General features: G+C 36.8%; 29 protein-coding genes and 1 other annotated feature. Of the genes, 24 read left to right on the plus strand and 5 right to left on the minus strand.

Going from position 1 to position 25,564, the window contains the following annotated elements; genetic code table 11:
* Positions 1–485: 485 nt before the first annotated feature.
* Positions 486–1,829: a TrkH family potassium uptake protein gene (locus tag RBB48_RS15410; RefSeq protein WP_306007837.1), complete on the plus strand. Its 1,344-nt coding sequence runs from the start codon at positions 486–488 to the stop codon at positions 1,827–1,829.
* 33 nt (positions 1,830–1,862) lie between these two features.
* Here RBB48_RS15410 and RBB48_RS15415 read toward each other — a convergent pair whose 3' ends face one another.
* A complete protein-coding gene (locus RBB48_RS15415) occupies positions 1,863–2,255 on the minus strand; it encodes an imidazole glycerol phosphate synthase (protein ID WP_306007862.1) in 393 nt (130 codons plus the stop codon).
* 202 nt (positions 2,256–2,457) lie between these two features.
* On the opposite strand from RBB48_RS15415, the gene ytfJ reads away from it, so the two are divergent.
* Together ytfJ and RBB48_RS15425 are read left to right on the plus strand one after the other, a co-directional pair.
* Positions 2,458–2,925: a GerW family sporulation protein gene (ytfJ, locus tag RBB48_RS15420; RefSeq protein ID WP_053078521.1), complete on the plus strand. Its 468-nt coding sequence runs from the start codon at positions 2,458–2,460 to the stop codon at positions 2,923–2,925.
* A 108-nt stretch (positions 2,926–3,033) separates the two neighbouring features.
* Positions 3,034–3,123 (plus strand): hypothetical protein, encoded by a 90-nt coding sequence (locus RBB48_RS15425; RefSeq protein WP_000608225.1) that lies wholly within the window; start codon positions 3,034–3,036, stop codon positions 3,121–3,123.
* Positions 3,124–3,486: 363 nt separating this feature from the next.
* Here RBB48_RS15425 and RBB48_RS15430 read toward each other — a convergent pair whose 3' ends face one another.
* Both RBB48_RS15430 and RBB48_RS15435 read right to left on the minus strand, forming a co-directional pair.
* Positions 3,487–3,726, minus strand: a complete 240-nt coding sequence (locus RBB48_RS15430) for a YkuS family protein (RefSeq protein ID WP_060489510.1) — start codon at positions 3,724–3,726, stop codon at positions 3,487–3,489.
* 86 nt (positions 3,727–3,812) lie between these two features.
* Positions 3,813–4,052, minus strand: a complete 240-nt coding sequence (locus RBB48_RS15435; protein WP_000752504.1) for a DUF3911 family protein — start codon at positions 4,050–4,052, stop codon at positions 3,813–3,815.
* A gap of 68 nt (positions 4,053–4,120) precedes the next feature.
* On the opposite strand from RBB48_RS15435, the gene RBB48_RS31695 reads away from it, so the two are divergent.
* The 21 genes from RBB48_RS31695 (at position 4,121) to RBB48_RS15535 (ending at position 22,707) form a co-directional block, all read left to right on the plus strand.
* On the plus strand, positions 4,121–4,327 hold the full coding sequence (locus RBB48_RS31695; RefSeq protein WP_106382757.1) for a hypothetical protein: 207 nt from the start codon (positions 4,121–4,123) through the stop codon (positions 4,325–4,327).
* A 141-nt stretch (positions 4,328–4,468) separates the two neighbouring features.
* The gene (gene ilvE, locus RBB48_RS15440) at positions 4,469–5,365 is read left to right on the plus strand and encodes a branched-chain-amino-acid transaminase (protein ID WP_087985494.1); all 897 of its coding nucleotides are present in this window, start codon (positions 4,469–4,471) and stop codon (positions 5,363–5,365) included.
* 17 nt (positions 5,366–5,382) lie between these two features.
* Positions 5,383–5,610, plus strand: a binding site (T-box leader).
* Positions 5,611–5,683: 73 nt separating this feature from the next.
* Complete coding sequence (ilvB, locus tag RBB48_RS15445) at positions 5,684–7,384, plus strand: acetolactate synthase large subunit (RefSeq protein ID WP_098133998.1); 1,701 nt, start codon at positions 5,684–5,686, stop codon at positions 7,382–7,384.
* A complete protein-coding gene (ilvN, locus tag RBB48_RS15450) occupies positions 7,381–7,890 on the plus strand; it encodes an acetolactate synthase small subunit (protein ID WP_000822948.1) in 510 nt (169 codons plus the stop codon). The genes ilvB and ilvN overlap by 4 nt, the downstream gene beginning before the upstream one ends.
* Before the next feature lie 20 nt (positions 7,891–7,910).
* Positions 7,911–8,927 (plus strand): ketol-acid reductoisomerase, encoded by a 1,017-nt coding sequence (gene ilvC / locus RBB48_RS15455; protein WP_095205719.1) that lies wholly within the window; start codon positions 7,911–7,913, stop codon positions 8,925–8,927.
* Position 8,928: 1 nt separating this feature from the next.
* Entirely contained in the window at positions 8,929–10,449 is a 1,521-nt protein-coding gene (gene leuA, locus RBB48_RS15460) for a 2-isopropylmalate synthase (RefSeq protein WP_087985496.1), read from the plus strand.
* Between the two features lie 78 nt (positions 10,450–10,527).
* Positions 10,528–11,592: a 3-isopropylmalate dehydrogenase gene (gene leuB, locus RBB48_RS15465; protein ID WP_087985497.1), complete on the plus strand. Its 1,065-nt coding sequence runs from the start codon at positions 10,528–10,530 to the stop codon at positions 11,590–11,592.
* The gene (gene leuC, locus RBB48_RS15470) at positions 11,592–12,986 is read left to right on the plus strand and encodes a 3-isopropylmalate dehydratase large subunit (protein WP_098133999.1); all 1,395 of its coding nucleotides are present in this window, start codon (positions 11,592–11,594) and stop codon (positions 12,984–12,986) included. Before leuB ends, leuC begins: the two co-directional genes overlap by 1 nt.
* Positions 12,964–13,545: a 3-isopropylmalate dehydratase small subunit gene (gene leuD / locus RBB48_RS15475; RefSeq protein WP_306007838.1), complete on the plus strand. Its 582-nt coding sequence runs from the start codon at positions 12,964–12,966 to the stop codon at positions 13,543–13,545. The genes leuC and leuD overlap by 23 nt, the downstream gene beginning before the upstream one ends.
* Before the next feature lie 308 nt (positions 13,546–13,853).
* Entirely contained in the window at positions 13,854–15,116 is a 1,263-nt protein-coding gene (hisZ, locus tag RBB48_RS15480; protein ID WP_098134000.1) for an ATP phosphoribosyltransferase regulatory subunit, read from the plus strand.
* The gene (gene hisG, locus RBB48_RS15485) at positions 15,092–15,727 is read left to right on the plus strand and encodes an ATP phosphoribosyltransferase (protein ID WP_306007839.1); all 636 of its coding nucleotides are present in this window, start codon (positions 15,092–15,094) and stop codon (positions 15,725–15,727) included. Before hisZ ends, hisG begins: the two co-directional genes overlap by 25 nt.
* Positions 15,728–15,738: 11 nt before the next feature.
* On the plus strand, positions 15,739–17,028 hold the full coding sequence (gene hisD / locus RBB48_RS15490) for a histidinol dehydrogenase (protein WP_098134001.1): 1,290 nt from the start codon (positions 15,739–15,741) through the stop codon (positions 17,026–17,028).
* Positions 17,028–17,612, plus strand: a complete 585-nt coding sequence (hisB, locus tag RBB48_RS15495; RefSeq protein ID WP_088608741.1) for an imidazoleglycerol-phosphate dehydratase HisB — start codon at positions 17,028–17,030, stop codon at positions 17,610–17,612. Before hisD ends, hisB begins: the two co-directional genes overlap by 1 nt.
* Positions 17,613–18,242, plus strand: coding sequence for an imidazole glycerol phosphate synthase subunit HisH (hisH, locus tag RBB48_RS15500; RefSeq protein WP_000560363.1), 630 nt, complete (start codon positions 17,613–17,615; stop codon positions 18,240–18,242). It begins immediately after the preceding gene.
* Positions 18,215–18,934 carry a 1-(5-phosphoribosyl)-5-[(5-phosphoribosylamino)methylideneamino]imidazole-4-carboxamide isomerase gene (gene hisA / locus RBB48_RS15505; RefSeq protein WP_000402304.1) on the plus strand — a complete coding sequence of 240 codons (720 nt, stop codon included), beginning with the start codon at positions 18,215–18,217 and terminating at the stop codon, positions 18,932–18,934. Before hisH ends, hisA begins: the two co-directional genes overlap by 28 nt.
* The gene (gene hisF / locus RBB48_RS15510) at positions 18,928–19,686 is read left to right on the plus strand and encodes an imidazoleglycerol phosphate synthase cyclase subunit (protein WP_046955256.1); all 759 of its coding nucleotides are present in this window, start codon (positions 18,928–18,930) and stop codon (positions 19,684–19,686) included. The genes hisA and hisF overlap by 7 nt, the downstream gene beginning before the upstream one ends.
* Positions 19,683–19,988: a phosphoribosyl-AMP cyclohydrolase gene (gene hisI / locus RBB48_RS15515; protein WP_087985503.1), complete on the plus strand. Its 306-nt coding sequence runs from the start codon at positions 19,683–19,685 to the stop codon at positions 19,986–19,988. Before hisF ends, hisI (RBB48_RS15515) begins: the two co-directional genes overlap by 4 nt.
* A gap of 10 nt (positions 19,989–19,998) precedes the next feature.
* The gene (gene hisI, locus RBB48_RS15520) at positions 19,999–20,322 is read left to right on the plus strand and encodes a phosphoribosyl-ATP pyrophosphatase (protein ID WP_000426349.1); all 324 of its coding nucleotides are present in this window, start codon (positions 19,999–20,001) and stop codon (positions 20,320–20,322) included.
* 13 nt (positions 20,323–20,335) lie between these two features.
* On the plus strand, positions 20,336–21,355 hold the full coding sequence (locus RBB48_RS15525) for a histidinol phosphate phosphatase domain-containing protein (protein WP_097889757.1): 1,020 nt from the start codon (positions 20,336–20,338) through the stop codon (positions 21,353–21,355).
* A gap of 67 nt (positions 21,356–21,422) precedes the next feature.
* Positions 21,423–21,590 (plus strand): DUF4025 domain-containing protein, encoded by a 168-nt coding sequence (locus RBB48_RS15530; protein WP_097889756.1) that lies wholly within the window; start codon positions 21,423–21,425, stop codon positions 21,588–21,590.
* 145 nt (positions 21,591–21,735) lie between these two features.
* Positions 21,736–22,707, plus strand: a complete 972-nt coding sequence (locus RBB48_RS15535) for a 2-hydroxyacid dehydrogenase family protein (protein WP_097889755.1) — start codon at positions 21,736–21,738, stop codon at positions 22,705–22,707.
* A 29-nt stretch (positions 22,708–22,736) separates the two neighbouring features.
* Here RBB48_RS15535 and pssA read toward each other — a convergent pair whose 3' ends face one another.
* Both pssA and RBB48_RS15545 read right to left on the minus strand, forming a co-directional pair.
* A complete protein-coding gene (pssA, locus tag RBB48_RS15540; protein ID WP_060489528.1) occupies positions 22,737–23,438 on the minus strand; it encodes a CDP-diacylglycerol--serine O-phosphatidyltransferase in 702 nt (233 codons plus the stop codon).
* Between the two features lie 182 nt (positions 23,439–23,620).
* Complete coding sequence (locus RBB48_RS15545; protein WP_046955254.1) at positions 23,621–25,507, minus strand: LTA synthase family protein; 1,887 nt, start codon at positions 25,505–25,507, stop codon at positions 23,621–23,623.
* Positions 25,508–25,564 lie beyond the last annotated feature (57 nt).

Raw genomic sequence — 25,564 nt, forward strand, 5'->3', positions numbered from 1 at the left:
AGTTGGATGTGACCCCCATGTGAACATAGAGTGAAAGAGAGAGGGAGTTTTAAATAAGAGGTAGAGTAAACAAAAAAATAAGACCATCGCAAATGATGGCCTAAGGAAGGGGACAATTTATGTCAATTTAATTAGGGATGGAAGTTGTTCAAGACACTGGGGAATGTCTTATAAATTAGGGAGGAACAACTTCGATACATATACTATAAAAGTTGGATGTGACCTTGATGTGAACATAGAGTGAAAGGTATGAGAATTTGAGAAATGATACATATAAAATGATTGTTGCGAGAGTTGTAGAGTACGAATAAATATAATAGAAAGTTTCTTGTCATAAAATGAAGTGGAGTTCGAGTATAAATAAAAGTTGAAATCTTTAAAAAAAAGGATTATGCTCAACTATATTATAAGAATATAAGGTTTATCCCGCTATGTAAGGTTTCTTATAAGCCTTTAGTTATGAGGGGAAAAGGGAGTTAGTGAACATGGAAGTAACAAAAAGACAAGGGCTGTATAATCGTTTTATACGATTAAATCCACCACAAATATTAGCACTAGGTTTTTTCTGCTTAATTGTGGTTGGCGGTTTGTTATTAAAGTTACCATTCGCAACGAAAGTACATATTAGTTGGGTAGATGCTTTCTTTACGGCAACGTCAGCAGCAACTGTAACCGGATTAGGAGTAGTAGATACTGCAAGTACGTTTACGATGTTTGGCGAGATTGTTATTATGTTTTTAATTCAAACAGGTGGTTTAGGTCTTATGACAATTGCCATTTTAATTGTTTGGGTATTAGGTAAAAAAATCGGGTTACGCCATCGATTATTAATCGGAGAGGCATTTAATCAAACAAATATAGGTGGTCTTGTAAAATTAGTAAAACGTGTCTTTATATTTTCAATTTGTATTGAGCTTATTGGAGTCATCTGTTTATCGTTTCGCTTTGTTCCAGAGTTTGGCTTTGGAAAAGGTGTATACTATAGTATTTTTCATGTTATTGCATCTTATAATAATGCTGGATTTGCTCTATGGCCGGATAATTTAACGAGGTATGTAGGAGATCCTATTGTTAATATAGGGATTTGCTCATTAATCGTAATTGGTGGTCTCGGTTTTACCGTATTAATTGATATATGGTATAGTCGTAGCTTTCGAAAATTATCGCTTCATTCTAAAATCATGATTGTTGGAACGGTAGCGTTAAATGTTATAGCAATGATTGTGATTTTTGTATTGGAATATAATAATGTGAAGACGTTGGGGAATTTACCTTTAAATGAAAAGTTATGGGCTTCTTTCTTCCAAGGTATTACTCCTCGTACTGCTGGATTTAATACAGTTGACTACGGGGGGATGGAAGAATCATCTATATTATTTACGATGGTTTTAATGTTTATTGGTGCAGGAAGTGTATCGACAGGTGGAGGGATTAAATTAACAACGTTTGTTATTTTAGTTACATCCGTCCTTTCTTTCTTTAGAAAAAAAGAGGAAATCGTTTTATTTCAGCGCACGATAAAAATGTCAACAGTAACGAGAGCGTTAGCCATTGCTGTTGCCAGTCAAATACTCATTTTTGCAGCAGTATTTGTATTAATGCTTACAGAAAACTTTAGTTTTATTCAGTTACTATTTGAAACAATTTCAGCGTTTGGAACAGTAGGGTTAACGATGGGGATTACTGCAAAGTTATCAGCGTTTGGAAAATGTATTATTATGTTTGTTATGTTTTGTGGATTAATTGGACCGTTAACACTTGTTTTTTCTTTAGCGCGACCAGCAAAACAAAAAATTAAATATCCATCGGAAGATGTATTTACAGGATAAGGTATCCCGCATAAGCGAGATACCTTTTTCTTTTTAAAAAAGGGAGAACAATAATCCGACAAGTGCTACTCGAAATAAAATTGCAATGAGTGCTGCAATTCCGCCGACAATCGCAGCGATACCACCAGTTACAGTAGCTCCGCGATTATAAGCGTAAATTCCTAGTAATACAGAAACAAGACCAAATAATGTTGGGAAGGTAAAGAGTGATAAGATAGATAAGGCAAGAGCGATAAAGCCAGCAGTTGATCCAGCGGCGGACGATCTTACATCATCTTTATTATCTTTCTCATCGTAATCATAATCAATGCGCTGTGGTGCAACCTCAGCTGCATATTCTTCTTTATAGTCACTATAATCACTATCTATTCTCTCTCTTTTTTTATACTCATCAAATTTCTCAGTCAAAGTCATGGCTCCTTTCATAACAAGGTTCAATAGTAGTATGCATCTCTTTTTCTTTTTTATCCCGCTATTGTAGCCCGTAAACATCTGATTGCTAATGGCTAATAATCAATGGGGGATGAACAAAGCCCTGCTGATTAAAGTTTCACTTTATCCGAACGAGTACAAGGCGTAATTCCACTTAGAAGAGTAAAATTGTTTTTTTGAAATAGGAAAAGTTAGTATGACTTCCTCTATTTTGGAAAGTATAAAAAAGAATAATGAGGAAAGGGTGCAATACATAATGGAACATCCAATTGAAGATTTAATGAAAACAGCAATGACAAATTTAAAAGAGATGGTAGATGTAAATACGATTGTCGGAAGTCCAGTTTCAACAGCTGATGGAAATGTAGTATTAACAGTATCTCAAGTGGCTTTTGGTTTTGGTGCCGGCGGAAGTGACTTTAAAGGTGATTTTATTTCCGAAAAGCATAATAACGGACAAGGGCAGCATAAAGAGAAGAAGCAAAGCCATCCATTTGGAGGCGGAAGCGGGGCTGGGGTTTCTATTAGCCCAGTTGCTTTTTTAGTAGTCGGTTCTAACGGTGTGCAAGTATTACACCTCAATAGTAGTACACATTTAATTGAAAAGGCTTTAAATACGGTACCAAGCACTGTAGATAAATTTGTAAATGGTCGCCAAAAGTGAACTTGCATTTTTTAGGAATTATGATATATTAGAAAAAGTGCGCTTTAAGATGATCGGAATAATTGAACTGTAAATATATATGATGTGTGGAATAAGGGAGAGGAATTTATGATTAATATCAAAAACTTAGTAGTTGGCTTATGTATGTTAGTAAGCGGTTTTGTTGTATATGTAATAAAAGAAAAAGCTCCATTCTAAAACAGACAAACCGTTACTGTCTGTTTTTAATTTACAAAAAATGTTGACAAGTTATTGTATTAGTGTTAAAATTTTAATTCGTGTCTCGGTTACAGCTAGTGTAAAGTAAATAAATCTTATAAATATAATACGAAAAGTTTGCGAAAGATCGGGTAGTCTTACCAACAACTTTTGTGAACAAACCCTATAAATTATTATTGTAGGCTTTATATGTATACTAGTGAATCAAGGAGCGGTCAGTGGAACCGTAATGATGAGAGAGAGGTAGGGCTTTCATCCAGTATATGTTACTTTCCCGTTAGGTGAATATAAAAAAGAGGACTCCTTTTCAAAAGGAGTCCTCTTTCTTTTTGTATAATACATTTAAGTGCGGCTCTCTACTTGCTGACAAATTTCATCTGTTGTTAAACCATGAGCTGCAATTACCGATCCCTTAATTGATGCATCTGCAATACCCATCATATTAGAATCTTGCCCAGTTACAACACAACAATCGCACCCTTGTGCATCCTGTTCGGAGCCCAGGGTAACAACTTCATGTCCCTGTTGCTGAAGAGCTTGTTGAACATCTGTTAATGAGTTTTCAACGCCAATTCTAGCCATAATTCTCACCTCCTACCATCTAGTTGCTAGTATGCTCAAGTCCACTGCATATATTTATGAAAAGACGGTAGGAAGTAAATCTTTGTTTAGTCGTTATATACACCAGTAAGCATTTGACTTACGAATTGATCGTTTAAAGTATCTTGGGCAGAAGAAGTATTTGAATGAATGTCAATTGAAGCAATAAAATTATTATGTTCTTTATTATTTGGTTCTACCTCTACATAATTATCGAATTTACAAAAACCTTTCGTATCCATTAGATCAAATAGTTGAAGCATTTCTACTACCTCTTGTCTCGTTCCTTTAATTTGTACACACGCCATATTGATTTCCTCCTTCATTTTGACAAATTGTTTTTTAAAAATAGGATTATGATTACGAAACGAAAAATATGAATGTTATTTTTAGACAGCGTTATTTTTATTATTTTCCCCCTTTTTCAGCAAAAGTCGTTATATATTCCCGAATTTATAAAAACGGACGTCCGTTTATTGAATACAATAGATTCGTATCAATTGATGAAAATCCTTCTTTTAAACAAATATTTTTTTTAGTGGAAATTGACGAAAAAAATTTTTTGACTTTTTGTAAACGTTAACAATGCTGTTAAATCAATATAATCAAAGATGTACGTACGATTAAAAATTATAAATTTTCTAAAAATTAACTTGATTTATTTAGAAAGGAGAGTAAACTAGGAAACAATAAAAAATTCATAGAACATAGGAGGCGCTTTCCAGTGAACGAGCAATGGATTTTCTTAAATGGAGAATTTGTTCCAAAAGACGAGGCAAAAGTTTCAGTATATGATCATGGTTATTTATATGGCGATGGAGTATTTGAAGGAATTAGAGTATATAGCGGTAATGTTTTCCGTTTGAGAGAGCATCTTGTCCGGTTATATGAATCAGCAAAATCCATCATGTTAGAAATTCCATATTCTTTAGATGAAGTAACGAATATTGTTGTTGAGACGATTCGACAAAATAAATTATCTAATGGATACATTCGCCTTGTTGTATCGAGAGGAGCAGGAAATCTTGGATTAGATCCTGATTCTTGTAAGAAACCGAATGTAGTAGTAATTGCAGAACAACTATCTTTATTCCCGCAAGAATATTATGAAAAGGGGATTCCAGTTGTAACAGTTGCAACGCGCCGAAACCGTCCAGATGTTTTGTCGCCTCAAGTAAAATCTTTAAATTACTTAAACAATATTTTAGTTCGTATTGAAGCGAAATTAGCTGGAGTACAAGAAGCACTTATGTTAAATGATCAAGGATACGTAGCTGAAGGCTCAGGAGATAACGTGTTTATTGTAAAAGGAAATAAATTAATTACACCACCAAGTTCTGCTGGAGCGTTAGAAGGCATTACACGAAACGCTATATTAGAAATCGGTGAAAAACTTGGATATGACGTTAGAGAAGAGTTATTTACAAGGCATGATGTATATGTAGCTGATGAAGTATTTTTAACAGGAACGGCTGCTGAAGTAATTGCTGTTACGACAGTAGATGGTAGAACGATTGGTTTAGGGCAAACAGGTCTACATACGAATCGTTTATTAGAAGAATTCCGAAAGTTAGTTGTAGAAGATGGAGAGAAGATTTACGAAGAAAATAAAGTTGGATAACAACTCTTTATAACAATAAGAAAGCGTTGAGAGGGAGGAGTAGTTGATTGTGAAGCCTCACAGAGAGTCGGTGGTTGCTGAAAACCGATGGTTCACGTCGACGAACATCGCCCTTGAGTGCTAAGCTGAAGCATTTGTCTAGGCTTAGACGGTAGCTCCGTTATTAGCTAGACTCATTTATGGGTCACTGAGGCAAGAGTATTCTTGCGAAGAAGGGTGGTACCGCGAAATCTTTCGTCCCTTCAGCACATAGCTGGAGTGTGGACGTAGGATTTTTTTTATTGATAAAAATTTTTAAAAAGGGGGCTTATAAGAACAATGTCTTCAAAAACGGAAGAGAAACTGGCAACTGGTGCACAGCTATTGTTAGAAGCGTTAGAAAAGGAAGGAGTAGAAGTGATTTTCGGTTATCCTGGTGGTGCTGTTTTACCTCTTTATGATGCACTCTATGACTGTGAAATTCCGCATATTTTAACAAGGCATGAGCAAGGAGCTATTCACGCCGCGGAAGGGTATGCCAGAATTACTGGCAATCCAGGGGTTGTCATTGCAACGAGTGGGCCAGGTGCTACAAATGTTATTACCGGTCTAGCAGATGCGATGATTGATTCATTACCACTTGTTGTATTTACAGGGCAAGTAGCAACGACGTTAATTGGAAGTGATGCTTTCCAAGAAGCGGATATTATGGGGCTTACGATGCCAGTGACAAAACATAACTATCAAGTGCGAAAGGCTTCAGATTTACCTCGAATTATTAAAGAAGCATTTCATATTGCTAGAACAGGAAGACCAGGCCCAGTCGTTATTGACCTTCCGAAAGATATGGTAGTAGAGCAAGGAGAACGATGTAATGACGTACAAATGGATTTACCAGGATACAACCCTAATTATGAACCGAATTTACTCCAAATAAACAAATTATTACAAGCAATTAGGGCTGCAAACAAGCCGTTAATTTTAGCTGGAGCAGGTGTATTGCATGCGAAGGCTTCGAAAGAGTTAACAAGTTTTGCTCGTAAATATGAAATTCCTGTTGTGCATACATTACTTGGTCTTGGTGGGTTTCCGCCAGATGATGAACTTTTTCTAGGGATGGGAGGAATGCACGGTTCTTACACAGCCAATATGGCGTTATATGAATGCGACTTACTTATTAATATAGGTGCAAGATTCGACGATCGTCTTACTGGGAATTTAGCTTATTTTGCTAAAAAGGCGACTGTTGCACATATCGATATTGATCCAGCCGAAATCGGAAAAAATGTGCCGACTGAAATTCCTATTGTTGCAAGTGCTAAGCGAGCTTTGGAAGTATTACTTCAACCAGAAGGAAAGAAAGAAAATCATCATGAATGGATCTCTTTACTAAAGAGTAGAAAAGAAAAGTATCCATTCTCTTATAAACGAAATTCGGAAAGTATTAAGCCTCAATACGCAATTGATATGTTATATGAAATTACGAAAGGAGAAGCGATTGTAACAACAGATGTTGGGCAACATCAAATGTGGGCGGCACAATATTATCCGCTCAAAAATCCAGATAAATGGGTAACTTCAGGAGGATTAGGAACGATGGGATTTGGGTTTCCAGCAGCAATTGGTGCGCAAATTGCAAAGCCTGAGGAACTAGTTATTGCAATTGTAGGTGACGCTGGATTTCAAATGACCTTGCAAGAATTAAGTGTGTTAAAAGAACACTCATTGCCTGTTAAAGTATTTATTTTAAATAATGAAGCTTTAGGAATGGTAAGACAATGGCAAGATGAATTTTATAATCAAAGATACTCGCACTCTTTATTGTCGTGTCAACCAGATTTCGTCGCTCTTGCGAATGCGTATGGCATAAAAGGTGTTCGTATAGATGATCCGCTTCTTGCAAAGAAGCAAATAAAGCAGGCGATTGAATTAAAAGAACCGGTCGTAATTGATTGCCGTGTACTTCAATCAGAAAAGGTAATGCCGATGGTTGCGCCAGGGAAAGGTGTTCACCAAATGGAGGGAGTGGAAAAAAGGTGAAGAGAATTGTTACAGCGACAGTTCGAAATCAAAGTGGTGTGTTAAACCGAATTACGGGTGTTATGACACGAAGACATTTTAATATTGAAAGTATTTCAGTAGGTCATACGGAATCATCGGACATATCGCGGATGACGATTGTTGTACACGTTGAAAATGAACAGCAAGTGGAGCAGTTAATTAAACAACTTCATAAGCAAATTGATGTTCTGAAAGTATCAGATATTACAGAAGAAGCGATGATCGCAAGAGAACTTGCACTTATTAAAGTAGCAACATCAGTAGCAAGAGCAGAATTATATAGTTTAATTGAACCGTTTCGAGCCGCTGTAATAGATGTTGGGAAGGATTCCATAGTTGTGCAAGTAACTGGTACGCAGGAGAAAGTAGAAGCATTAATTGAATTACTTCGTCCGTATGGTTTGAAAGAAATTGCTAGAACAGGTGTAACAGCATTTACGCGTAGTATGAAAAAACAAGATAAGCAAGTTATGTTAATTCAATAATCATTTAAATATAGGGGGAAATGAAAATGACAAAAGTTTATTATGAGAAAGATGTAACGGTAAATGTATTAAAAGAAAAGAAAGTAGCAATCATTGGATATGGTTCGCAAGGTCACGCGCATGCGCAAAACTTACGTGATAACGGATTTGATGTAGTAGTAGGTTTAAGAAAAGGGAAGTCTTGGGATAAAGCGAAAGAAGATGGGTTTTCTGTATATACAGTAGCAGAAGCAGCGGAAAAAGCTGATGTAGTAATGATTCTACTACCAGATGAACTCCAGCCAGAAGTATATGAAGCGGAAATTGCGCCAAATTTAAAGGCAGGAAATTCTCTCGTTTTTGCACACGGATTTAATGTTCACTTTGATCAAGTGAAACCACCAGCTAATGTAGATGTATTTCTAGTAGCGCCAAAAGGGCCAGGTCATCTTGTGCGCCGTACATTTGCTGAAGGCGGAGCTGTTCCTGCATTATTTGCAGTATACCAAGATGCAACAGGAGTTGCGACTGAAAAGGCACTTTCTTATGCTGATGGGATTGGAGCGACGAGAGCTGGTGTATTAGAAACGACATTTAAAGAAGAAACAGAAACAGATTTATTTGGAGAGCAAGCTGTGCTTTGCGGCGGAGTAACTGCGCTAGTAAAAGCTGGATTTGAAACGTTAGTTGATGCTGGTTATCAACCGGAACTTGCATATTTTGAATGTTTACATGAACTAAAACTAATCGTTGACCTTATGTATGAAGGCGGACTTGAAAATATGAGATATTCAGTTTCAGATACAGCGCAGTGGGGCGACTTCGTATCAGGACCACGCGTTGTAACGGAAGATACGAAGAAAGCGATGGGTGCAGTGCTAGCAGAAATTCAAGATGGTACATTTGCAAGAGGCTGGATTGCAGAGCATAAAGCAGGGAAACCAAATTTCCATGCGACAAATGAGAAAGAGAATGAACATGAAATTGAAGTAGTTGGACGTAAATTACGTGAAATGATGCCGTTTGTACAGCCGCGAGTAAAGGCAGGGGTCAAATAATATGAAGCAGATTTTGTTCATGGATACGACGCTACGTGATGGCGAACAATCACCAGGAGTAAATTTAAATGAACAAGAGAAATTGCAAATTGCAAGGCAATTAGAGAGACTAGGTATTAATGTCATGGAAGCTGGTTTTGCAGCAGCTTCCGAAGGGGATTTTCAATCGGTAAAACGCATCGCAAATACCATTCAAAATGCTACAGTTATGAGTTTAGCTAGAGCGAAAGAAAGTGATATTCGAAGAGCATATGAAGCGGTGAAAGGTGCTGTATCTCCTCGTTTACACGTATTTTTAGCTACAAGTGATATTCATATGAAATATAAACTTTGTATGTCAAAAGAAGATGTATTAGATAGTATTCACCGCTCGGTTACACTCGGGAAATCATTATTTCCGACAGTACAATTTTCTGCAGAAGATGCGACAAGAACAGCAAGAGATTTTTTAGCTGAAGCAGTTGAAGTTGCGATTCGTGCAGGAGCGAATGTAATTAATATTCCAGATACAGTTGGATATACGAATCCAGAAGAATATTATTCTCTTTTTAAATACTTACAAGAATCCGTTCCTTCATATGAAAAAGCAATTTTCTCTTGTCATTGTCATGATGATCTTGGGATGGCAGTAGCAAATTCATTAGCTGCGGTTGAAGGCGGAGCGTTGCAAGTAGAAGGAACAATTAATGGAATTGGAGAAAGAGCAGGTAATGCGGCGCTAGAAGAGGTCGCAGTTGCTCTTCATATTAGAAAAGATTTCTATAAGGCGGAGTCTTCTATGACGCTAAAAGAAATTAAAACGACGAGTACATTAGTAAGCAGATTAACAGGTATGGTTGTACCGAAAAATAAAGCGATTGTTGGAGCGAATGCTTTTGCTCATGAATCCGGAATTCATCAAGATGGTGTTTTAAAAGAAGTGACAACATATGAAATTATTGAACCAGCGCTAATAGGCGAATCTCAAAATCTATTCGTACTTGGAAAACATTCTGGACGTCACGCGTTTACAGAAAAAATGAAAGAGCTTGGCTATGAATTTACAAAGGAAGAACGAGATGCGGTGTTTGAAGCGTTCAAAAAATTAGCTGATCGTAAGAAGGAAATTACTGAGGAAGATTTACGTGCGCTTATGCTTGGTGAAGCAGCATTTGCAGCTCAGCAATATAACATTACGCAACTACAAGTTCATTTCGTATCAAATAGTACACAATGCGCGACAGTTGTACTAAAAGACGAAGAAGGAAATGCATACGAAGATGCAGCCACTGGTTCTGGTAGTATTGAGGCGATCTATAATGCAATCCAAAGAATTTTAGGATTAGAATGTGAATTGGTGGATTATCGCATACAATCTATTACACAAGGTCAAGACGCACTGGCTCATGTTCATGTTGAATTAAAAGAAGGAACGCATCAAGTATCAGGTTTTGGTGTTGCGCAAGATGTATTGGAAGCGTCGGCAAGAGCATATGTCCATGCAGCAGGGAAATTAAAATCTCTTATAGCGCTTGTGAAATAAGTGTTTGATGGGTGAGGGAGAAGTTTCCTTACCTATCAAATTAAAGTTCTGAAAATTCAGTTAAAAGGAGTGTTGAAATTGGAAAAACGTATCGTTTGTTTAGCTGGTGATGGTGTTGGCCCAGAAATTATGGAAAGTGCGAAAGAAGTATTGCATATGGTAGAAAGGTTATATGGACATCATTTTCACTTACAAGATGAGTACTTTGGCGGGAGTGCTATCGATTTAAATGGGCAACCATTACCACAACGAACGCTTGCCGCTTGTTTAGCAAGTGATGCGGTTTTACTTGGAGCGGTTGGTGGACCAAGGTGGGATAGCGCGAAAGAAAGACCGGAGAAAGGATTATTAGCTCTAAGAAAAGGACTTGGAGTATTTGCGAACGTTCGCCCTGTAACGGTAGAAAGCGCAACGGCACATTTATCGCCATTAAAAAACGCTGATGAAATTGATTTCGTTGTTGTTCGTGAATTAACAGGCGGAATTTATTTTTCTTATCCGAAAGAACGAACGGACGAAGTAGCAACAGATACACTTACGTATCATCGTCATGAAATTGAACGGATCGTTTCTTATGCCTTTCAATTAGCGAGTAAGCGGAAGAAAAAAGTAACATCTATTGATAAGGCGAATGTTTTAGAATCTAGTAAACTATGGAGAACTGTTACGGAAGAAGTAGCACTTCGTTATCCAGACGTTGAACTAGAACATATTTTAGTAGATGCAGCTGCGATGGAGTTAATTCGGAATCCAGGACGGTTTGATGTAATTGTAACGGAAAATTTATTTGGGGATATTTTGAGTGACGAGGCTTCAGTATTAGCGGGATCATTAGGAATGCTTCCATCAGCAAGTCACGCGGAAAAGGGGCCTTCATTATACGAGCCTATTCACGGATCAGCACCGGATATTGCCGGGAAAAATAAGGTGAATCCAATTGCAATGATGCGATCTGTTGCAATGATGCTTGGGCAATCATTTGAGTTAACGAGAGAAGGGAATGCAATTGAATCTGCGATATCTGCAGTTCTTAAATTAGGAAAATGTACAGCAGATATCGGAGGAGATGAGACGACAACTTCATTTACGAAGGCAGTTATACAAGAGATGGAAGAGCAAGCGTTAGTAGGGAGAGGGAGATAATGGGAAAAAGGCTGCTAGATAAACTTTGGGAAAGACACGTAGTTACGACAAACGAAAATGGATTAGATTTATTATATATCGATCTTCATCTTGTTCATGAAGTAACGTCACCGCAAGCCTTTGAAGGCTTGCGGCTTACAAATCGAACGGTTCGAAGATCGGATTTAACATTCGCAACGATGGATCATAATATTCCAACGAAAGATGTTTGGAATATTACCGATCGCATTGCGAAGCAGCAACTAGATACACTCCGGGAAAATTGTAAACAATTTCAGGTGCCGTTAGCGGATATCGGGGATGAAGAGCAAGGGATTGTTCATGTTATCGGACCAGAACTTGGACTTACACAACCAGGAAAAACAATTGTTTGTGGTGATAGTCATACAGCAACGCATGGTGCGTTTGGCGCACTAGCATTTGGCATTGGTACGAGTGAAGTGGAGCATGTATTGGCAACGCAAACGTTATGGCAACGAAAGCCGAAAGCGATGGGTATTGAGTTAAAAGGAAAATTACAGAAAGGTGTTTACGCAAAAGATATTATTTTGCATTTCCTTTCAAAGTACGGTGTAGCAGTTGGAACTGGATATGTAATGGAATTTTACGGAGATACGATTGAGGCTATGGAGATGGAAGAGAGAATGACGCTTTGTAATATGGCAATTGAGGGAGGAGCAAAGGCTGGTATTATAGCACCAGATGAAAAAACATTTGCTTATGTAAAAGGACGTAAATATGCACCGAAAGAATTTGAAACATTCGAGAAGAAATGGTCTGAACTTTATACAGATTCAGATGCAATTTATGATTTGCATATTTCGATAGATGTGACGGATTTAGCACCGTACGTTACATGGGGAACAAACCCGAGTATGGGTGTTCGTATTGATGAAAAATTGCCAGAAAAGCAGGATGCAAATGACGAAAGAGCATTTTCTTATATGGGATTAAGCCCTGGACAAAGCACGTATGACATTCCTGTTCAGCATGTTTTCATTGGATCTTGTACAAATTCCAGGCTTTCTGATTTAGAAATTGCTGCATCTGTTGTGAAAGGGAGAAAGGTAAAAGAAGGTGTGCGAGCGCTCGTTGTGCCTGGATCGAAAAGAGTAAGAGAAGCTGCGATGCAAAAAGGGCTACATCACATATTTGAAGAAGCTGGATTTGAATGGAGAGAACCTGGATGTTCAATGTGTCTTGGAATGAATCCAGATCAAGTACCTGAAGGAGAACATTGTGCTTCGACTTCAAATCGTAATTTTGAAGGAAGACAAGGAAAAGGGGCACGAACACATTTAGTTAGCCCAGCAATGGCGGCAGCAGCTGCGTTATACGGTCATTTTGTTGATACTAGAAAGGAGAGTTATGATGGAGCCATTTCGTATTCATAAAGGTACTGCTGCAGTACTGATGAATAATAACATTGATACAGATCAAATTATTCCGAAGCAATATTTAAAGAGAATTGAAAGGACGGGATTTGGAAAATATTTATTCGATGAATGGCGTTATGATAATAACCGCCATGAAAACCCTAATTTTCCGCTTAATGCACAAAATAGAAAAGGAGCAAGTATATTAATTACAGGTGATAATTTTGGTTGTGGTTCTTCAAGAGAACACGCTCCGTGGGCGCTTGCTGATTATGGTTTTCGCGTTATTATCGCCGGCGGGTTTGCAGATATTTTTTATATGAATTGTATGAAAAATGGTATGTTACCAATTGTAATGGATAAAGAAATGCGAGAACAACTTGCCAAAACGGATGCGAGAGAACAAATAGAAGTAGATTTAGAGAATGAGGTAATTACAACAAGTACGCACAGATTTTATTTTACAATCGAGAAAATGTGGAAAGAGAAATTATTAAATGGTCTAGACGAAATTAGTATTACGATGCAATATGAACAAGAAATTGTAGAGTATGAAAGGAAAGTAGCTTTATATTAAGAAAAAACGGAATGTTCAAAAAGTATTTACATTCAGAATTAAGTATTATATACTATGTAAAAATCAGAGGAGAAAGGGAGTAAGTATTATGAATATCATGCAATCTATTAAAATGCTTACACAACTACATCATCATACATAAAGCCCTTGAACCTAGCGTGAAAACGTGTAGGCACAAGGGTTATTCCCGTTGTACCTACACTCTACTAAAGAGCCTTGTAGGTATTTTGTCTACAAGGCTCTTTTTATTTTCGGTTTAGGTGAATGAAATGAGCATACATTAGAAAGTGAAAGGTGTGAGAATTTAGATGACAAAATGGAAACGGGCAAACCCAAATGGAACGAGAGACTATTTATTCGAAGAATGTACGTTAATTGAAGAAGTGGAGCAAAAATTAAGACGTACTTTTTTAGGGCGAGGTTATGAGGAAATAAGGACACCTACAATTGAATTTTATGATGTTTTTGCCTTTCAAAATAGACCGATAGATGAAGAAAAGATGTATAAATTTTTTGATGAAAAGGGACGGATTATCGTGTTACGTCCAGATATGACAATTCCTTTAGCGAGAGTGATGGGAACGCAGAGGTGGGATACGCCGCTTAAACTGACGTATGGCGGGAATGTATTTCGGGCGAATGAGTCCCTTGCTGGAAAATATAATGAAATTGTACAAAGTGGTATTGAAATTATAGGTATTGATAACGTAAGAGCTGAAATTGAATGCGTCATAAGCGTCATTCAATCACTTCAAAAGGTGAAGGTACAATCTTTTACAATAGAGATTGGGCAAGTGCAATTATATAAATGTATTGTAAAAAAACTCTCCATTCATGAGGAAGAAGAGAGAGTACTTAGGACATACATTGAAAGTAAAAATTATGCGGCTCTATCAAATTTTATTAGAGAAAAGAAATTAGATCGATGTGATGAAACAGTAAGATTACTTGAGAAGTTACCAAGGCTATTTGGAAACTTAGAAGTGATTGAGGAAGCAGAAAAACTCGCCTCAAGTAATGAAATGAAAATGGCGATTGCAAGAGTGAAAGAAATATATGAAGCAATTGAAAAATTAGGCTATGGATCTTACATATCAATTGATTTAGGTATGATCCAACATTTAGATTATTATACGGGAGTTATTTTCAAAGGGTATATATATGAAATAGGAGAAGAAATCGTTAGTGGCGGAAGATATGATGAGTTAATTGGAAATTTTGGAGAGATGCTGCCGGCTGTTGGACTCGCGGTGCAAGTCAATCAAATTGTGAAGGCGCTGCAAGAGCAACAAGAACCATATGAACGAAAGGGAATAGATATTATTATTCATTATGAGTTAAATAGATTAGCAGAAGCGGAAAGATTACGAAATTTACTTCAAAAGGACGGGAAAAAAGTAGAGCTATCCTTATACTCTAATGTAAACGACACCTTTCAATTTGCAAGAAAAAATCAAATAGTAACGGTCGTTGAGGCGAAGAACGAATCATTAGTGGAATATGTATGGAAAGAGAAATGGGTAGTCCAGAAAGAAGGAGAAACTTCATGCGTAACATTCAAATTGCGTTAACGAAGGGAAGATTAGAAAAACATGTGATTCCGCTCTTTGAGCAGATTGGAATTGATTGTTCGGAGCTCAAAAATAAAGGACGAAAGCTTGTCTTTCAAAGTAAAAATACAGATATCTCATTTATTTTAGTGAAAGCAGTAGATGTTGCCACTTATGTAGAACATGGAGTAGCTGATATTGGGGTCGTTGGAAAAGATATTTTAATGGAAAACGAGAAAGATATTTATGAAATGTTAGATTTAGGAGTGGGCGTGTGTAAGTTTTGTGTTGCTTCTATTCCTACGTATAATCCGAAGAGCTACCGAAAGAAACGCATTGCGACGAAATATCCACATATTACTTCTAACTATTTTCATGATAAAGGGGAGGATGTAGAGATTATTAAAATAGAAGGTTCTGTAGAAATCGCTCCTATTCTTGGATTGGCAGATGCAATTGTTGATATTGTGGAAACAGGAAAAACATTACAAGAAAATGGGCTCATTGTATTTGAGGAAATGTGTTCTATATCTGCTCGGATGATTGTAAATAAGGCTGCATTAAAAACTAAAAAAGACGAAATATTCAGTGTTGTAAATATGATGGAGCAAGAAATTTTGTCAGGAAAATAGGGGGACTTGTAATGGAGATAGTTTGTGAAGATTTTCAAAAGGCTTTATCGAAAATAAAATTGCTACGAGAAAACGCTAATATAATAGAAGAAACTGTTCAAAGAAGTGTAAGCGAAATCGTTCGAAAGGTAAGGAAGAGTACAGATGAGGCTCTATCTTTTTATACAAAAAAGTTTGATGGTGTGGAGATTAAAGAGTTTCGTGTAAGTGAGGAAGAAATAAAACGAGCGGGTATGTTTGTAGAGAATTCATTTTTAGAAGCGTTACAAGAGGCGAAGAAAAACATTATTTCTTATCACGAAAAGCAAAAAAGGCAATCCATGTTCGATTGCACGAGTGAAGGCATTATTAGAGGGCAAATCATTCGGCCGTTAGAAAATATAGGGGTATATGTGCCGGGCGGAACTGCTTCGTATCCTTCGTCAGTATTAATGAATGTATTGCCAGCAAAACTCGCTGGTGTGAAAAAGATTGTAATGGTAACACCACCAAGGCAAGGGGAGATTGATCCACATATTTTAGTTGCTGCAAGCCTTGCAGGAGTAGATGAAATTTATACGATAGGTGGTGCGCAAGCAATTGCTGCTTTAGCATATGGGACGGAATCGATTCCAAAAGTAGATAAAATAGTTGGACCAGGAAATTTGTACGTCGCTCTGGCGAAACGAGAAGTATACGGAATAGTAAATATCGATATGATTGCTGGACCGTCAGAAATTGTAGTTATTGCTGATGAAACCGGTAATGCAAAATATATCGCTGCTGATTTATTATCACAAGCAGAACATGACGAGAGAGCAACAGCAATTTGTATTACAACGAATATAGAGTTAGCAAAAGAAGTAGAAAGAGAGATAGAAAGACAGTTAGAAACATTACCAAGAAGCGAAATTGCACGTGAATCGATAAATAGAAATGGAGCTATCTTTATCGTTCCTTCTTTAGATGAGGCGCTACAATTATCGAATGAAATCGCTCCAGAACATTTAGAGTTACATATAAAAGAACCGATGAATGCTCTAGCTTATGTGAAACATGCAGGATCTATCTTTCTTGGTCCATATGCACCGGAACCGCTCGGTGATTATTTAGCAGGACCGAATCACGTGTTACCGACAAGTGGAACGGCAAGGTTTTTCTCACCGTTATCAGTCGATGATTTCGTGAAAAAATCAAGCTTTCTGTCTTATACGGAGGAAGCGTTAAGAGATGTACAACATCATATTGTAGAACTTGCCAATAAAGAAGGATTACATGCGCATGCGAGAGCAATTCAAATAAGATTTGAGGAGGAAGAATAATGCGTGAGTGCAGTCAAATACGTGAGACGACAGAAACAAAAATCAAATTAAGTTTGCAGCTTGATGAAGGCAAGAACGTTTCTGTACAAACGGGAGTTGGATTTTTTGATCATATGCTAACTTTATTTGCAAGGCATGGAAGATTCGGTTTACAAGTGGAGGCGGAAGGCGATGTATTCGTTGATGCGCATCATACAGTTGAAGATGTTGGAATTGTACTCGGAAATTGTTTGAAAGAAGCATTGCAAAATAAAGAGGGGATTAACCGTTATGGCTCCGCATATGTACCGATGGATGAATCTTTAGGTTTTGTCGCAATTGATATTAGCGGGCGCTCACATATTGTATTTCAAGGAGAATTAACGAATCCGAAGCTAGGGGATTTTGATACAGAACTAACAGAAGAATTTTTTAGAGCAGTTGCTCATGCTGCCAATATTACATTACACGCTCGCATTTTATACGGAAGCAATACACATCACAAAGTTGAAGCGTTATTTAAAGCGTTTGGTAGAGCGCTTAGAGAAGCAGTCGAAAGAAATGCCAGCATTACTGGTGTAAATTCCACGAAAGGGATGTTGTAATTGATTGCTATTATAGATTATGGAATGGGAAATATTCGCAGTGTGGAACAAGCATTACAATATATTGGAGCAGAGTACATCGTAACGGGTGATAAAGAAAAGATTTTTAGAAGTGATGGAGTGATTTTACCAGGAGTAGGTGCATTTCCGAAAGCGATGGATGTATTGGAAGAAAAAAATTTAGTGCGTGTGTTAAAAGAAGTCGGGCGTTCAGGAAAACCGCTTCTGGGCATTTGCCTAGGGATGCAGCTTTTATTTGAAAAAAGTGAGGAACTACAAGACTGTAACGGATTAAGTTTATTGCCAGGTGTTATTCGAAAGTTAAAGGTTCCTTATAAAATTCCACATATGGGATGGAATGAGTTAAAGAAAGAGGGAGAAATAGCACTTTGGAATGGAGTAGAGGACGGTTCTTTCGTATATTATGTTCACTCTTATTATGCAGATTGTCCAAATGAAATTGTGTATGGGATAAGTGAATATGGAGTGAAAGTACCTGGTTTTGTAGCAAAAGGAAATATATACGGCGCACAGTTTCATCCTGAAAAAAGCGGTGACATTGGAATGCAAATGTTGAAAAATTTCAAAGGGGTGGTAGAGGCATGGAAATCTTCCCAGCTATCGATTTAAAAGAGGGGCGATGCGTTAGGCTTTATCAAGGAGAGTTTAGTAAAGAAACCGTAATGAATGAAGATCCGGTTGCGCAAGCGATTATATTCGAAAAATTGGGAGCGAAAAAGTTGCACATTGTTGATTTAGATGGCGCAATTGCTGGCGAGTCAGTAAATTTGCTCGTTATTGAAAGAATATGCAAGGCAGTACGTATTCCTGTGCAAGTTGGAGGAGGAATTCGATCACTTGTAGCGGTAGAGAAGTTATTGTCAGTAGGTGTAGATAAAGTGATTTTAGGAACAGCTGCTCTTTATGATAAGGAATTTTTAGAAGAAGCAGTTCTTCTATATAAAGAGAAAATCATTGTTGGAATTGATGCGAAAAATGGTTTCGTAGCAACGAGAGGCTGGCTTGATGTGTCTGAAATTTCTTACATTGATTTAGCAAAGCAAATGGAGAATGTAGGTGTTCAAACGATTGTGTTTACAGACATTTCGAAAGACGGGACACTTGCAGGACCGAATTTAGAGCAATTGGAGTTACTACAAAAAAGCGTGAGCATTCGTCTTATTGCTTCTGGAGGAGTGGCATCTATTCAAGATGTGAAAAAATTAAATGATATGAATATATACGGCGTCATAATTGGTAAGGCTCTTTATGAGAAAACGATTGATTTAGAAGAAGTGTTAGAGGTAACAAAGTTATGTTAGCGAAACGCATTATTCCATGTCTAGATGTGAAAGAGGGCCGAGTCGTAAAGGGTGTAAATTTTATAGGGTTACAAGACGTCGGTGATCCTGTTGAAATAGCTGCTTTATATAATGAGGCGGGAGCAGATGAGATTGTATTTTTAGATATTACGGCAACGCATGAAGGACGAAAAACAATTATAGATGTTGTAGAAAAAACAGCTTCGAAAGTATTTATTCCTCTTACAGTTGGCGGGGGGATTTCAAGTGTTAAAGATATGTACAATTTACTAAGAGCTGGAGCGGATAAAGTTTCAATCAACTCAGCGGCAGTGCGAAATCCAAAGCTAATTGAAGAAGGGGCAGAACACTTTGGCTCACAATGTATTGTCGTAGCAATTGATGCTAGAAAAGTAGCAGAAGAAAAGTGGAATGTTTATGTGAACGGCGGAAGAGTTGATACGGGTATGGATGCAATCGGGTGGGCAAAACGCGTTGCCGAGCTAGGGGCAGGCGAAATTTTGTTAACGAGTATGGATGCAGATGGAACGAAAAACGGGTATGATCTTCGTTTAACAGAAGAAATTTCAAAAAGCGTTTCCGTACCAGTCATCGCGTCAGGCGGATGTGGTCACGTTGATCACATTATAGAAGTTTTTCAAAAGACAACAGTTGATGCAGCACTTGCGGCATCCATCTTTCATTATGGTGAGGCGACAGTGCAGGACGTAAAGAGAAAATTAAGAAATGCAAATGTTGAGGTGCGGTTATGAAACCTAACTTTTCAAAAGGATTATTACCAGCAGTTGTAATTGAAGAAGGGACAAAAGAAGTTTTAATGCTAGCTTATATGAATGAAGAAGCATATGAAAAAACGCTAGAAACGAAAAGAACATGTTTTTATTCTCGTTCAAGACAATCGTTATGGAATAAAGGAGAAACATCAGGAAATGTCCAATATGTGCAATCTCTTTATTTAGATTGTGATCAAGATTCAATTGTTGTTGTCGTAAAGCAAGTGGGACCTGCTTGTCATACAGGAGAGAAAACATGTTTTCACTACCAAATTATATAGGGGGATACATATGGAAAATGCCTTTAAATTACTATTTGAAACAATTGAAGAACGAAAGGGAAATCCACTTCCTGAATCGTATACAAATTATTTATTTTCAAAAGGCGAAGATAAAATTTTAAAGAAAATTGGTGAAGAATGCACGGAAGTAATTATCGCATCTAAAAATAATGACAAAGAAGAATTAGTGAAAGAAATGGTTGATGTATTGTATCACTGCTTTGTTTTATTAGCTGAAAAAAATATATCATTAGAAGATGTTATGGAGGAAGTGACAGAAAGAAATGGGAAGCTTTCGCGAGTAGGGGACAGAAGTGAAATAGATACATTATAAGGGGGAAATGTAGATGAAGGTGGATTATCACATTCATTTAGAAGAAGGGCCATATTCAATAGGATGGCTAGCTAAAATAAATGAAGTGTTACAACATTATGAACCACTTAAAGAAGAAAAACATTCTATGGAATGGCTTGTGAAAACACAAGAACGCCTGCAAAGACGTGTGAAAGAAGGGCCATTTACAACGAAATGGATTGATTTATATTTAGAAGAAGCTTTGCGAAAAGGTATAAAAGAAGTTGGTATTGTCGATCATTTGTACCGTTTTTATGAAGCGAAAGACTACTATGAAAGATATGTCGATATTAGTGATTCGAGGCTTGGTCGTTTACAGAAGGAATGGTTAGACCAAGTAAGGGTAACATCACTACATGATTTTACAAAGGCAATTGAAGAGGCGAAAGAACGGTGGAGTAAAAGAGGTGTTACGCTTAAACTTGGAATTGAAGCGGATTATTTTATTGATGGTGAACAAGAATTACAATCTTTACTCGCATTAGGAGATTTTGATTATGTAATTGGTTCTGTTCATTTTTTAAATGGCTGGGGATTTGATAATCCAGATACGAAAGAATATTTTAAGGAACATGACTTATATGTTTTATATGATACGTTTTTCAAAACGGTTGAGTGTGCAGTTCGCTCTAATTTATTTGATATTATAGCTCATCTTGATAACATAAAAGTATTTAATTATCGGTTAGATGAAAATGAACAACTTTCTTATTATAAGGAAATTGCGCGTGCGTTAGTAGAAACAAATACGGCAACGGAAATAAATGCAGGATTGTACTATCGCTATCCTGTACGCGAAATGTGTCCGAGTCCGCTATATTTACAAGTATTAGCTAAGCATGGCGTTCCGGTTACTCTTTCCTCAGACGCTCATTATCCGAGTGATTTAGGAAAATATGTGGCAGAGAATATAAAGACGTTACGTAATCATGATATTTCTCACATAGCTACATTTACGAAACGAGTAAGAACGATGAGATTACTGGAAGAAGAAGTAACAATTTCAAAATGATCACGATTTTTTGATGAAAACCACCCTTTTTGTTCAAAATAAGAAAGAATAAAAAGGAGGGTAAGAAATGGCGAAACAACAAAATAAACAAAATGTACAAGGTGCACAACAACAAGCTCAAACTTCTGAAACGAATGCTACATCTCAATCCGTTATTGAGGAACAAATTAGTGATACAGTTGCAGAGGGAACGATCGATGTGAAGCTTGGAAAACAATCGCAAGAAAAAGCATAAGAAGAGGGGGAGACTTGCATCTCCTCTTTTTTTGTGGAAAAGTGTCGATTTTCAAAACTATAATCAAATTCCTTGGTTTTTATATGTGGATTTCTTACAATAAAAGATAAGAGATATCTTATTTTCTATAGAAGAGGTGTTAGTAGTGGCAAAAATATTAGTAGCAGGGAAAATTCCAGCAATCGGATTAGAACTATTAAAGGATCATGATGTAGAAATGTACGATAAAGAGGCGTTAATTTCTTTAGATGAATTAACAGAGCGTGTAAAAGACAAAGATGCATTGTTAAGCCTACTTTCTACAAAGGTGACAAAAGAAGTGATTGATGCGGCACCTAATTTGAAGATTGTTGCAAACTACGGTGCTGGTTACGATAATATTGATTACTCGTATGCTGGAGAAAAAGGGATTGCGGTAACGAATACACCGAAAGTATCAACTGAAGCGACAGCAGAATTAACATTTGCACTTCTTTTAGCAGCTGCACGTAGAATTCCTGAAGGCGATACATTATGTCGTACAACTGGATTTAATGGATGGGCACCATTATTTTTCTTAGGCCGCGAAGTACACGGTAAAACAATTGGAATTATTGGCCTTGGAGAAATCGGAAAGGCAGTTGCAAAGCGTGCGAAAGCGTTTGGAATGAATGTTTTATATACAGGACCAAACCGAAAGCCTGAAGCTGAAAGTGAGCTGGAAGCAACATATGTAACATTAGAAGAATTATTACAAACAGCAGACTTTATTACAATTAACTGTGCGTATAATCCGAAATTGCACCATATGATTGATGAAGAACAGTTCAAAATGATGAAGAAAACAGCGTATATTATAAATGCTTCACGTGGACCAATCATGCATGAAGCAGCACTCGCTCATGCATTAAAAACGAATGAAATTGAAGGGGCGGCTCTTGATGTGTTTGAATTTGAACCGAAAATTACTGAAGAGCTAAAAGGGTTAAAGAATGTAGTACTTGCTCCTCACGTAGGAAATGCAACATTCGAAACGCGTGATGCGATGGCTGAAATGGCAGTAAGAAATATTTTAGCAGTATTAAACGGTGAAGAGCCTGTAACACCTGTAAATCAAAAAGTATTCGTTACAAAATAAAAAGAAACCTTCCGGTTCCGGAAGGTTTCTTATTTGTCTTTATTTGCTCTTTTAGATGGTATTTGTCTAAGAAATTGAGATAGCATATACAAAATGTATAGTGGAATAGCAATGAATAAGAAAACAGAAAAATTACCGAACCCTGTTTGGTACATTGTGATAATGATTCCAACTAAAAATAGTGTAATAATGATGCTATATCGTGGAATTGGTACATCTTTTAAACTTGGGATACGAATGCGGCTCACCATTAAAAATGCGAACGTTACAAATACTGTAATAAGAACGATTTTTGGAATGGTATGTGAAAATAATGTTAAGAAAGCAACAAGCCCTCCCGCTGCTGTAATCGGTACCCCAGTGAAATATTTCATTGAAGTAGAAGATGGTGTAACATTAAATCGAGCTAAACGATATGCTCCGAAAAGAGGGAATAGTCCCGCTATGTATAGTCCGATGATTCCATAATTGGAGAAAGATGTGTAATACATGAGAACAGCAGGTGCTGCACCAAATGTTACGACATCTGCAAGCGAGTCAAGCTCTTTTCCCATTTGTGAATCAACGCGTAATAATCGAGCAACACGCCCATCAAGACTATCTAACATCATCCCGATAAGTACTAAAATAGCAGCTGATTTATAATATCCTAAAGATGCATAGCCGATTGATAAGAATCCACTATATAAATTTCCGAGCGTAAATAAGTTTGGAATAGCTGCTCTATACAAAATCTGATCCCTTGCTTTCTGTAATAAATTCTTAATTAGTTTATGAAATTTTACTTATTTTATCATACCATAAATTTCTTCCTCATACGAAAAAAATTCCCAATTTGTGAAAGATTTCATAGCGGAATGATTTGAAAAATAAGTAAAAAAAGAAGCAACTTTTATAAAAGTTGCTTCTGGCGCTATTCAAATTTCGTTGTCATTGTTCCGGTTTTATAACGATTGTTAGGATCGAAACGTAATAAGTCTCCATAAATGAGTTTGTCGGAGAGTTTCAATTCAGTTTTTGCTTTTTCAATATTTGGTTGACATAATGAAATGTCCGCTTCTTCACCTGTATTTCGTTTATAGCACATGTTTTTTGTATAAACATAGTTTTCCGAAACGAAGCTACCATCACGCATTACCATAAGTGGATCTTCTTCTTTAATAAATAGGTCAGTTCCAAATTCAACTGATTGATTTGTTTTAATACCAAGTAAATGAAGTAGCGTTGGTTTAATATCAATTTGACCAGATACTTTAGAAATGACTTTTCCTTCTTGACCAGGTACATGAATAATGAGAGGGACGCGTTGTAATTGCATAGAATCAAACGGTGTAATAGCGTCTTTACCAAGGAACTGAGCCATAGCTGCATTATGGTTTTCAGAAATACCGTAATGATCTCCATAAATGACAATAACGGAATTATCATACAGTCCTTCCTCTTTTAATTGTTTAATAAATAGTTTAAGAGCTTCATCCGTGTAACGAACGGTTGGGAAGTAGCGGTTTACAACACCACTTTCCGAATTAAACTCATCAACATATTGATCTTCTGGATTTAGAAGAAATGGAAAATGATTTGTTAAAGTAATAAATTTTGTATAGAACGGTTGTGGCAAAGATTTTAGCTTTGGAATCGATTGTTCAAAGAACCCTTTATCTTTTAATCCCCAACCGACAGACATTTGTTCTGTGCCTACGTAATCATTTAAATTAAAGTAACGATCATATCCAAGTGCAGGATACATTACATCACGATTCCAAAACGTTTTATCGTTTGAATGGAAGACAGCAGAAGAATATCCGTATTTTTTTAATTGTTCTGGTGTAGCTGTATATTCATTTGTTGCGTGAGTAAAGAATACAGAACCGCGGTCTAACGGATAAAGTGAATTTTCAACGATAAATTCAGCATCAGAAGTTTTACCTTGTCCCGTTTGATGATAGAAGTTATCGAAATAAAAACTATCTTTAATAAATTCATTTAAAAATGGAGTGATTTCTTTTCCATTTATTTTTTTATTAATAACAAAACTTTGTGTAGATTCCATTGAAATCAAAATTACATTTTTACCTTTTGCAGCTCCAAATAAGTTTTTATCAACTTGCTTATCTTTTGAGTCTGTATAGTTTTTAATTTCAGAGAACCCGTCACCACTTGCAAATACACGTTCAGCCGAAGATTTAGATTGAAGTGTAATATCAAATAGATGATATGTGTATAAACCTAAATTTTTCACGACAGTTTGACGATCAAATGAGCGTGAGAACATTTGTGGCTTATAAATAACTGAAACGACAATTTGTAATGCTAATAGAGCTGTTACACCGCTAAAGAAAGTTCGCTTCTCAGAGCGAGAAAGTGGCGTCTTGTCGCAAAATGCTGGGAATTTACGTGAAAGAAACATTAAAATAATTGCATCTGCAAATAAAAGTAATGTTTTGTACGTAAAGAGTTCTTTTATACTTGTCCCTAAATCAGCCATATTATTTGTTTGAAATAAAACTGGGAACGTAACGAAATCGTTATAAAACCCATAAAACATTGCATTTCCAAATAAAATAAAGGACAGTATAAAACTGATTCCAACTATAATACGGTTTCGGTGTTTAGATGCAAGTAAAGCAAAACCGAAAAATAAAAGTAACGCAGCTAGTGGATTAATAAAAAGCATAAATTCTTCAAAGAAGTTATCAATTTTAATATCAAATGCTAGCTTGTACACAATATATGTTTTTATCCATAATAAAACGACTGCAACGAGTGCAAATCGCAGTTTTGGAAACAGACGTTGTAGCATAATATACTCCTCTCCTAAAAAGCATGACAGTTCTTGTGAGCCGGTTTGATTAGCGCC

This window comes from Bacillus sp. MMSF_3353 (assembly GCF_030733445.1).
Taxonomy (GTDB): domain Bacteria; phylum Bacillota; class Bacilli; order Bacillales; family Bacillaceae_G; genus Bacillus_A; species Bacillus_A wiedmannii.

Excerpts from the sequence above, each read along its gene's own strand:
- RBB48_RS31695 (WP_106382757.1), top strand. The coding sequence starts at position 4,121 with ATGAATGTTATTTTTAGACAGCGTTATTTTTATTATTTTCCCCCTTTT.
- hisF (WP_046955256.1), top strand. The coding sequence starts at position 18,928 with ATGTTAGCGAAACGCATTATTCCATGTCTAGATGTGAAAGAGGGCCGA.
- hisZ (WP_098134000.1), top strand. The coding sequence starts at position 13,854 with ATGACAAAATGGAAACGGGCAAACCCAAATGGAACGAGAGACTATTTA.
- ilvB (WP_098133998.1), top strand. The coding sequence starts at position 5,684 with ATGTCTTCAAAAACGGAAGAGAAACTGGCAACTGGTGCACAGCTATTG.
- RBB48_RS15415 (WP_306007862.1), bottom strand. The coding sequence starts at position 2,255 with ATGAAAGGAGCCATGACTTTGACTGAGAAATTTGATGAGTATAAAAAA.
- leuD (WP_306007838.1), top strand. The coding sequence starts at position 12,964 with ATGGAGCCATTTCGTATTCATAAAGGTACTGCTGCAGTACTGATGAAT.
- RBB48_RS15545 (WP_046955254.1), bottom strand. The coding sequence starts at position 25,507 with ATGCTACAACGTCTGTTTCCAAAACTGCGATTTGCACTCGTTGCAGTC.
- RBB48_RS15525 (WP_097889757.1), top strand. The coding sequence starts at position 20,336 with ATGAAGGTGGATTATCACATTCATTTAGAAGAAGGGCCATATTCAATA.
- ilvC (WP_095205719.1), top strand. The coding sequence starts at position 7,911 with ATGAAAATGACAAAAGTTTATTATGAGAAAGATGTAACGGTAAATGTA.
- hisA (WP_000402304.1), top strand. The coding sequence starts at position 18,215 with ATGGAAATCTTCCCAGCTATCGATTTAAAAGAGGGGCGATGCGTTAGG.
- hisI (WP_087985503.1), top strand. The coding sequence starts at position 19,683 with ATGAAACCTAACTTTTCAAAAGGATTATTACCAGCAGTTGTAATTGAA.
- RBB48_RS15435 (WP_000752504.1), bottom strand. The coding sequence starts at position 4,052 with ATGGCGTGTGTACAAATTAAAGGAACGAGACAAGAGGTAGTAGAAATG.
- hisG (WP_306007839.1), top strand. The coding sequence starts at position 15,092 with ATGCGTAACATTCAAATTGCGTTAACGAAGGGAAGATTAGAAAAACAT.
- RBB48_RS15530 (WP_097889756.1), top strand. The coding sequence starts at position 21,423 with ATGGCGAAACAACAAAATAAACAAAATGTACAAGGTGCACAACAACAA.
- ytfJ (WP_053078521.1), top strand. The coding sequence starts at position 2,458 with ATGACTTCCTCTATTTTGGAAAGTATAAAAAAGAATAATGAGGAAAGG.
- RBB48_RS15425 (WP_000608225.1), top strand. The coding sequence starts at position 3,034 with ATGATTAATATCAAAAACTTAGTAGTTGGCTTATGTATGTTAGTAAGC.
- hisI (WP_000426349.1), top strand. The coding sequence starts at position 19,999 with ATGGAAAATGCCTTTAAATTACTATTTGAAACAATTGAAGAACGAAAG.
- hisB (WP_088608741.1), top strand. The coding sequence starts at position 17,028 with ATGCGTGAGTGCAGTCAAATACGTGAGACGACAGAAACAAAAATCAAA.
- leuC (WP_098133999.1), top strand. The coding sequence starts at position 11,592 with ATGGGAAAAAGGCTGCTAGATAAACTTTGGGAAAGACACGTAGTTACG.
- RBB48_RS15430 (WP_060489510.1), bottom strand. The coding sequence starts at position 3,726 with ATGGCTAGAATTGGCGTTGAAAACTCATTAACAGATGTTCAACAAGCT.
- hisD (WP_098134001.1), top strand. The coding sequence starts at position 15,739 with ATGGAGATAGTTTGTGAAGATTTTCAAAAGGCTTTATCGAAAATAAAA.
- leuA (WP_087985496.1), top strand. The coding sequence starts at position 8,929 with ATGAAGCAGATTTTGTTCATGGATACGACGCTACGTGATGGCGAACAA.
- RBB48_RS15410 (WP_306007837.1), top strand. The coding sequence starts at position 486 with ATGGAAGTAACAAAAAGACAAGGGCTGTATAATCGTTTTATACGATTA.